General features: G+C 73.5%; 3 protein-coding genes and 1 pseudogene. 1 reads left to right on the top strand and 3 read right to left on the bottom strand.

The genetic code is table 11. The annotated features are described in order from the left end of the window. Nucleotides 1-91: 91 nt before the first annotated feature. From rfaE1 to M0638_RS20705, 3 genes are all read right to left on the bottom strand, one after another. Nucleotides 92-1585, bottom strand: coding sequence for a D-glycero-beta-D-manno-heptose-7-phosphate kinase (gene rfaE1 / locus M0638_RS20695; protein WP_248668908.1), 1494 nt, complete (start codon nt 1583-1585; stop codon nt 92-94). A 386-nt stretch (nt 1586-1971) separates the two neighbouring features. After that, nucleotides 1972-3294, bottom strand: coding sequence for a glycosyltransferase family 4 protein (locus M0638_RS20700; RefSeq protein WP_248668909.1), 1323 nt, complete (start codon nt 3292-3294; stop codon nt 1972-1974). A 157-nt stretch (nt 3295-3451) separates the two neighbouring features. Beyond that, nucleotides 3452-5602 (bottom strand): glycosyltransferase family 9 protein, encoded by a 2151-nt coding sequence (locus M0638_RS20705; RefSeq protein WP_248668910.1) that lies wholly within the window; start codon nt 5600-5602, stop codon nt 3452-3454. An 888-nt stretch (nt 5603-6490) separates the two neighbouring features. Between M0638_RS20705 and M0638_RS20710 the strand changes: the two are divergent. Further along, nucleotides 6491-6857 (top strand): annotated as a pseudogene (locus M0638_RS20710) (hypothetical protein); the annotation flags it as partial.

Genomic DNA, 6857 nt, shown 5'->3' on the forward strand with positions numbered 1-6857 from the left:
CGGATGGGGTGCGGGGAAGGCAGAGCCTTCCCCGGGGGGAAGGGGTCCGGGGAAGGCGCAGCCTGCCCCGCTGCGGCCCCGATGCCGGCCGTCAAAGCGCGCCGCCGCGCTTCGCCTTCTCCACCAGCTTCGTGGTGCTGTTGCCCGGCACGAGGTCGAGCAGCACCACCTGCCCGCCATTGGCGCGCACGAATTCGCCGCCCACCACCTCCTCCAGGCGGTAGTCGGCGCCCTTGAACAGCATGGCCGGGCGCAGCGCGGTGATGAGCTCCAGCGGCGTGTCCTCGCCGAACAGCACCACCGCGTCCACGCTGGCCAGCGCCGAGAGCACGGTGGCGCGGGCATCCTCGGACTGGATCGGGCGGGTCTCGCCCTTCAGGCGGCGCACCGAGGCATCGGTGTTGAGCCCCACCACCAGCCGGTCGCAGTGCCGGCGCGCGGCGGCCAGGATGCGGACATGGCCGGGGTGCAGCAGGTCGAAGCAGCCATTGGTGAAGCCGACCTTCAGCCCGGCCCCGGTCCAGCCCGCGACCAGCGCGGCGGCGGCCGCGCGGTCCACCACCTTGTCGTCCATCTCGGGCGGGACGGGCTCGGGCTGGGCGTGGCGGGCGTCGCGCTCCAGCTCGGCGCGGATCTCGGCCTGGGTGGCGGTGGCGGCGCCGACCTTGGCCACCACGATGCCGGCCGCGACGTTGGCCAGCTCGGCGGCCGTGGTCAGCGGCAGGCCGGCGGCGAGCGAGGCGGCGAGCAGCGCCACCACCGTGTCGCCGGCGCCGGAGACGTCGGAGACCTCGCGCGCCCGGGTCGGGATGTGGACGGCGGGCTGCTCGCCGGCGAAGACCACCGACATGCCCTCCTCCGAACGGGTCAGCACGATGGCCTCCAGGCCGAGCCCGGCGATCAGGCGGCGCGAGGCGGCGAGCATGGCCTCGATGCCGGAATCGCGCGGGATGCCGGCGGCGGCGCAGAGCTCGGCGCGGTTCGGCGTGATGAGCGTGGCGCCCGCGTAGCGGCTCCAGTCCGTGCCCTTGGGATCGACGATCACCGGCAGGCCGCGCCCGCGCGCGAGGGCGATCAGGCGCCGGGGCGTGTCGCCGGCCAGCACGCCCTTGCCGTAGTCGGAGAGCACGACGAGGCGGACGCTGCCGAGCAGCGCCTCCAGATGCGCCACCACCTGGTCGCAGTCGGGCGCGCCGAGCGGGGCCTGCTCCTCCCAGTCCACGCGCAGCATGGCGTGGCTGCCGGCGAGGAAGCGGGTCTTGGCGGTGGTGGGGCGCTCGGGGTCGCGCACCATGTGGCCGGAATCGGTGCCGGCCTCCTTCAGCAGCGCCGTGACGCGCTCGGCCGTGCGGTCCGTGCCGAGCACGCCGATCAGGGTGGGCGCGGCGCCGACGGCGGCGAGGTTGCGCAGCACGTTGCCGGCGCCGCCCAGCATGTCCGCCTCGCTGCGGGCGCGGAGGACGGGCACCGGCGCCTCGGGCGAGATGCGCTCCGCCGCGCCGAACACGTAGTGGTCGAGCATGACGTCGCCGACCACGGCGACCGGCGTGCCCTGGAGAGCGGTGAGGTGCTGGGAGAGGCTCATGCGTCGGCTCGTCGTGGTGGCGTCGTGTGATCCGGGCGGGGCGCCGGCCGGGATGCGGGGCGGCGCGACGCTTCCGGGTGGCGGGCGGCACCGCCCCGGAGGGCGGAAAAGGGAGGCGGGACGGAGAGGCGGCCGGCCGGGGTGGTCGTCGGGATGGTCGGTTCGGGGCGTCGGCCCGGGGTAGTCAGTGCGGGGCACGGCTCCGGCGGCCCCGGCCCGTTCCCTGATTAGGCGCGGCGGGTCCGGCGGAGATGTGTCATGGCAGCGGGTCAGGGTCCAGCCGGCCAGGGAGAGGCGCCGGGGAGACGCGCTGGGGGGAGAGGCACGAGGGAGACGCGCCGGGGAAGCGCGGGTCGCGAGCCGGGCCGCGGGGGCCGGCCGCGGCCTCAGCCGGCGGCGCGCCCCGCCCCGGCGCCACCCGCGGCCGGCGCGGCGATGCCGGCTCCCGGCAGGTCGCCCGGCGCCAGCCCCTCGCCCGGCGCCGCCTCCAGCGCCGCGACCATGCGGCGCGCCACGGCCTCCGGGCCCAGCATGGCGGCGACGCGGGCGCGGCCCGCCTCGCCGATGCGGCGGCGCAGGGCGGGGTCGGCCTCCAGGCGGCGCAGCCAGTCGGCGGCGGCCTCGACGGAGGGGTCGGCCCATTCGCTGCGCAGGCCGCGATAGGCCGGGGTGTCGTCCTCGGCGCGGATCATGGCGGCGGGGACGAGGCAGGAATCCTCGCCGGCCATGAAATCGACGTTGCCGGACCAGCCGGTGGCCACCACCGGGGTGCCCAGCAGCATCGCCTCGGCGAGCGGGATGCCGAAGCCCTCGGCGCGGTGCAGGGAGAGGTAGACGTCGGCGCCGGCCAGCAGCGCCACGTACTCGTCGCGGCGCAGCGTCGCGTCGGTGAGGCGGATGTTGGGGGCGCCGGCGACGGCCTCGGCCAGCTCCCGCTCCGGCCGGCCGGTCAGGGTGCTGCCGCGCGTCTTGATGACCAGCTCGACGTCGGTGCGGTCGCCGAAGGCGCGGCGGAAGGCGGCGACGGCGGCGAGCGGGTTCTTGCGCACGTAGCCGGAATCGAAGGCGAAGACGAGCAGCACGGTGAAGCGGCGGGAGTCGGCGGGGGCGCGCGGCGGCAGGGTGGCCGGGTCCGGCATGGTCACCGGGTAGGGGATCAGGCGGACCGGGCCGCCGAAGCCGGAGCGGCGCAGGCTGTCGGCCACGAAGCGGCTCGGCGCCCAGACCTCGTGCGGCAGGCGGAAGGCCTTGCGCCAGACCGGCGGCACGATGGGCAGCTCCCACACCCAGTTGCCGATCAGCCGCCGCCCGCGGCCGCTCAGCCCGAGGCGGAACAGCACGATCTGGAATTCGGGCGGGTTGAGATGGACGATCAGCGGCCCGCCGAGGTCGCGCCACTCCATGTTCGGGTGGTCCATCCCGTCCACCTTCACGGTGGGGATGGCGAACATCGCCGTCATGTCGAGCAGGCCGACGCGCCAGCCATTCTCCGCCAGCAGCCGCGCGGCGAGGCGCGCCCCCTCGCCGATCCCGGTGGGCGAGGTCAGCAGGCCGCAGATGGTCACGGTGCGCGCCGTGGGGGGCGGCGGCGCGGCGGAGGGGACGCGCAGCGCCACGGCGAGGTCGCGCACCATCTCCCGCCCGCGCTGCGGCAGGAAATTGCGCACGAGGAAGCGGGCCGGACCCATCAGCAGGGGGCCCGTCAGCAAGGGCGGCGACCCTCCCGGCGCGCGCCCCGGGAGGGGGGCGGGGCATCCTTGGCGGGCATGGCCTGCGGCCGGGCGGTGCGGGCCTGGTCGCGGTGCAGGCCCGGCCGGCGCGCCGGCGGGAGGCGCAGCACGAAACGGGGAGGTTCGGGGAAGGGCTTCATGCGGAAAGCCGCTCCGGCGACGCGACCGGCGATGCCGGCGACAGCATGCGCGCGGCCTGCTCCAGCACCTCGGCGGGCGAGATGCCGCGCATGCAGGCGTGCTCGTTCGGGCAGAGGGCGAGCTGGTCGTAGCCGCAGGGCGAGCAGGGCAGCGGCAGCATCAGCGCCCGGGACCGCGCGCCGCGCGGCCCCCATTGCTGCGGCTGGTGGCTGGCGGAGTAGATGGCGAGCGTCGGCCGGCCGCGGCTCGCCGCCTGGTGCGCCACGCCGGAATTGTTGCAGATCACGAGATCGGCCGCGTCCAGCACGGCGCCGAGGTCGGACCAGCGCGTGCGGCCCGCGAGGCTGACGACGCGATCGGGATCGGCCGCGCGGAGCGGGGCCATCGCCTCGGCCTGAGGCGGGGAGCCGAGCAGGAAGACGCGGCAGTCGAGACGCCGCAGCAGCAGCGCGACCAGCTCCGCGTAGTGCGCCATCGGCCAGTCGCGCAGCGACGAGTTGCTGACCGGCGCGAGCATGATCCGGCGCGTGCCCGGCGGCACGTCGAGCAGCGACGCGATCTCCGGCGAGGCCGGCACGGGGCGCGGCGCCAGCGCCTCGTAGGGATCCGAGGTGCGCTGCCGGATCAGGTCCACGAGCAGCGAGAGCTGCTCGCCGACATGCAGCTCCGCCGGGCGGAAGCGCGCGAGCACCGGCGCGTCGAGGTGCTGGAGATACACTCCGGTGAAGCGCAGCGAGCCGGCGAGCGGCCTGCCGCCGCAGAAGACGCGGAACTCGTACTGCGCCGTCTCGCTGTCGTTGGCGAATTCCAGCGGCCCCACCATGCCGTCGAGGCGCCACATCTGCGCATGGAAGAAGCGCCGGCTGGCGAGCAGGTCGCGCCCGTCGCGCATCACGTCCACCGTGGTCGAGACCTTGCGCGGGCCGGGGACGAAATTGTGCGTGCGCAGGCCGAACCACGCGGCGAAGCGGCCGACCGGCAGCGTCTGGTACGGGCCGAAGACGACGTGGACGTTGGTGGGATCGAAGTGCCCTTCCTGCATGAAGGGCGTGCGCTCGGCCAAGCGGGTGGTGAAGCGGTCCGGCGTCAGCAGCCGCGTGGCGAGGTTCGTCTCGTTCTCGCCCGAGCGCGCGAGCTGCTCGCCGGGAAAGGCCACGTCGAGCATCGGGAAGCGCACCTGCGAGCCGATGCCGCAGCGCAGCCGCGCATCCACCCGCGCCAGCAGCGGCCGCGTGTCGGCATCCACGCGCAGGTCGACGGCGATGTCGAAGTGACCCTCGGTGGCGGCGGCGAACACGTCCCAGCCCTGCACCGGGCGGCCGTTCCAGCCCTCGGCGCGCTCGGGAAAGAAGTCGTAGGTGCGGACATCGTCGAACAGGCCGGAGGCCTCGGCGTTGCCGGCGTTCCAGCGGCCGCAGACGCAGCGTATGTAGGCGTCCGGATGGTTCCGGCGCAGCGCCTGCATCGCCGGCAGGCCGATCACGAAGTCGCCGAAGTGGTCGAGCTTGAACAGCAGGATGTGCAGGCGCCCGGAGACGGGCGGCGCGAAGTCGCGCACCAGGAGCCGCCCTTCCGCGTGCATCCCCGGCGCCGGCTCGGCCGGCGCCTCGGCGGCCAACCGTTCCGGCGCGGCCGCGGATGCCTTGCCCGCGGCCTTGCCCGCGGGCGGCGGCGCCTCGGCCTTCTCCACCACCAGCACCAGCCCGCGGGCGGGATCGGTCGCCGGCGCGGTCGTCCCGGTACCGGCGGCCCGGCCGCCGAGCGCCCCGGCGGGGGCGAGATGGATGATCCGGTAGGCGGTCGGGTCCAGCGCCGCGGCCACCATGTCCACCATGCCGCCGGGGCTCAGGACGGGGCGGTCGGGCGGGGCCTCGGCGGTGTCGGACGGGGCCGCCGTGTAGAGGACGAGGCGGCCGGCCGGCTTGAGCAGGTCGAACCAGTCGCGCAGCGTCCGGTCCGGCTCGGCGAGCGCCGCGAGGTCGGTGCCGGCGAGAACGGCATCGCAGCAGGCGGGCTCCGCCTGCGGCAGGCGCTCCGCCTCGGCGATCTCGACCAGCGTGCGGCCCGCCAGCAGCGTCGCCACCACATCCGCCGCGAGGCTGCCGCCCCGCCCGTCATGGGCGCCCTTCACCTGCTCCGTCGTCATCCCGTTCCGATCAGCGCCGGCCAACCGTGCGCCCCCTGCCCGGCGCCACGCCGCGCCCCGGTTGCAGGCCAACCCGGCCGGGACCGCGCCGGGTCCGGCAGGCGTGGCGTGCCATGGCGCGCCTTGTGGCCGCGCACGGTCCTCGCGGTCAAGCAGGCCGAGGCCGGCGGGACGGGGCAAGCCGGCCTGCCGGCCGGCGCCGCCCGGGGAGAACGGGCGGGATACCCGCCAGGGTTGCGGTTCGCGGGGCCCTGGACCGGCGCACAACCAAAGGGAGAATTTCGGCCGGAGACACGATCGTTTGCGAGCGAATCATCAGGGAGAGCGTGGAATGCAGTCCGAGGAATGCTCGTATTCCGGGTATCGGTAGCGCTCACGCGGTCGAGAGAAGGTGTTAATTATCTGTAATCTTCATACATCGGATTCGTTATATTTTTGACCGTATCGGGAATTATGATCTTTTTTTACCCATCACGTTCCCGTTAGTGTGTTTTTTTAAATATTAAGGCATTTTTCTGGGAAAATAACGGCGTGAAGTAGAATTATATATCTCGTACATTTGATAGATCGTGCCAGACATGAATCGCCTGCCTGGAATTTCATGCTCTCTTTTTCCAGACATTGGTTTGAGACGGTACCTTTGGTAGAGGATTTTCCACCGGCGACCACCAGCGGTAATGCCCCGGGAGCCTGATCCGCTCCGCAAGAGGCATCGCGGCCCGATCCACCTCGCCTCTCCGGGAGGGCGGAAAAGCGGGCACCGCCGGCGCGGCCCCATGGCCGACCTGAATCGAAACAACGCCCCGCCCGCCGCAAGGCGAGCGGCAGCGCGCTTCCTCAACCAGGTGACACGGGGTCGCAACGACCCCTGCCGAGGACCGTCCAGCCATGTCGACCTTCGCCTCCACCTTCACCTACCGGGTCAACGTCAAGGGCGCGACGCTGCCGCTCAGCGGCGACCCGACGAACTGGCCGGGCGCGGTCGGCAACACCGTCACCGGCGGCAGCGGCAACGACCAGATCTGGACCCCCGGCTACGGCGCCACGCTGAACGGCGGCGCGGGCGACGACACCTACTACGTCACCGGCGGCGAGACGGTGGTCGAGGCGGCGAACGGCGGCATCGACACCATCTACACCTACGCCGCCTACAACATCATGCCCGAGAACGTGGAGAACATGGTGCTCTCGACGTGGAGCACCTACGTGAAGGGCAACGCCCTGAACAACCTGATCGCGGGCGGCGACGGCAACC

It is taken from the genome of Roseomonas acroporae (genome assembly GCF_023223525.1).
Classification (GTDB): domain Bacteria; phylum Pseudomonadota; class Alphaproteobacteria; order Acetobacterales; family Acetobacteraceae; genus Roseomonas_E; species Roseomonas_E acroporae.

Coding starts and splice junctions, on each gene's coding strand:
- M0638_RS20705 (WP_248668910.1), bottom strand. CDS start 5,602: ATGACGACGGAGCAGGTGAAGGGCGCCCATGACGGGCGGGGCGGCAGC.
- rfaE1 (WP_248668908.1), bottom strand. CDS start 1,585: ATGAGCCTCTCCCAGCACCTCACCGCTCTCCAGGGCACGCCGGTCGCC.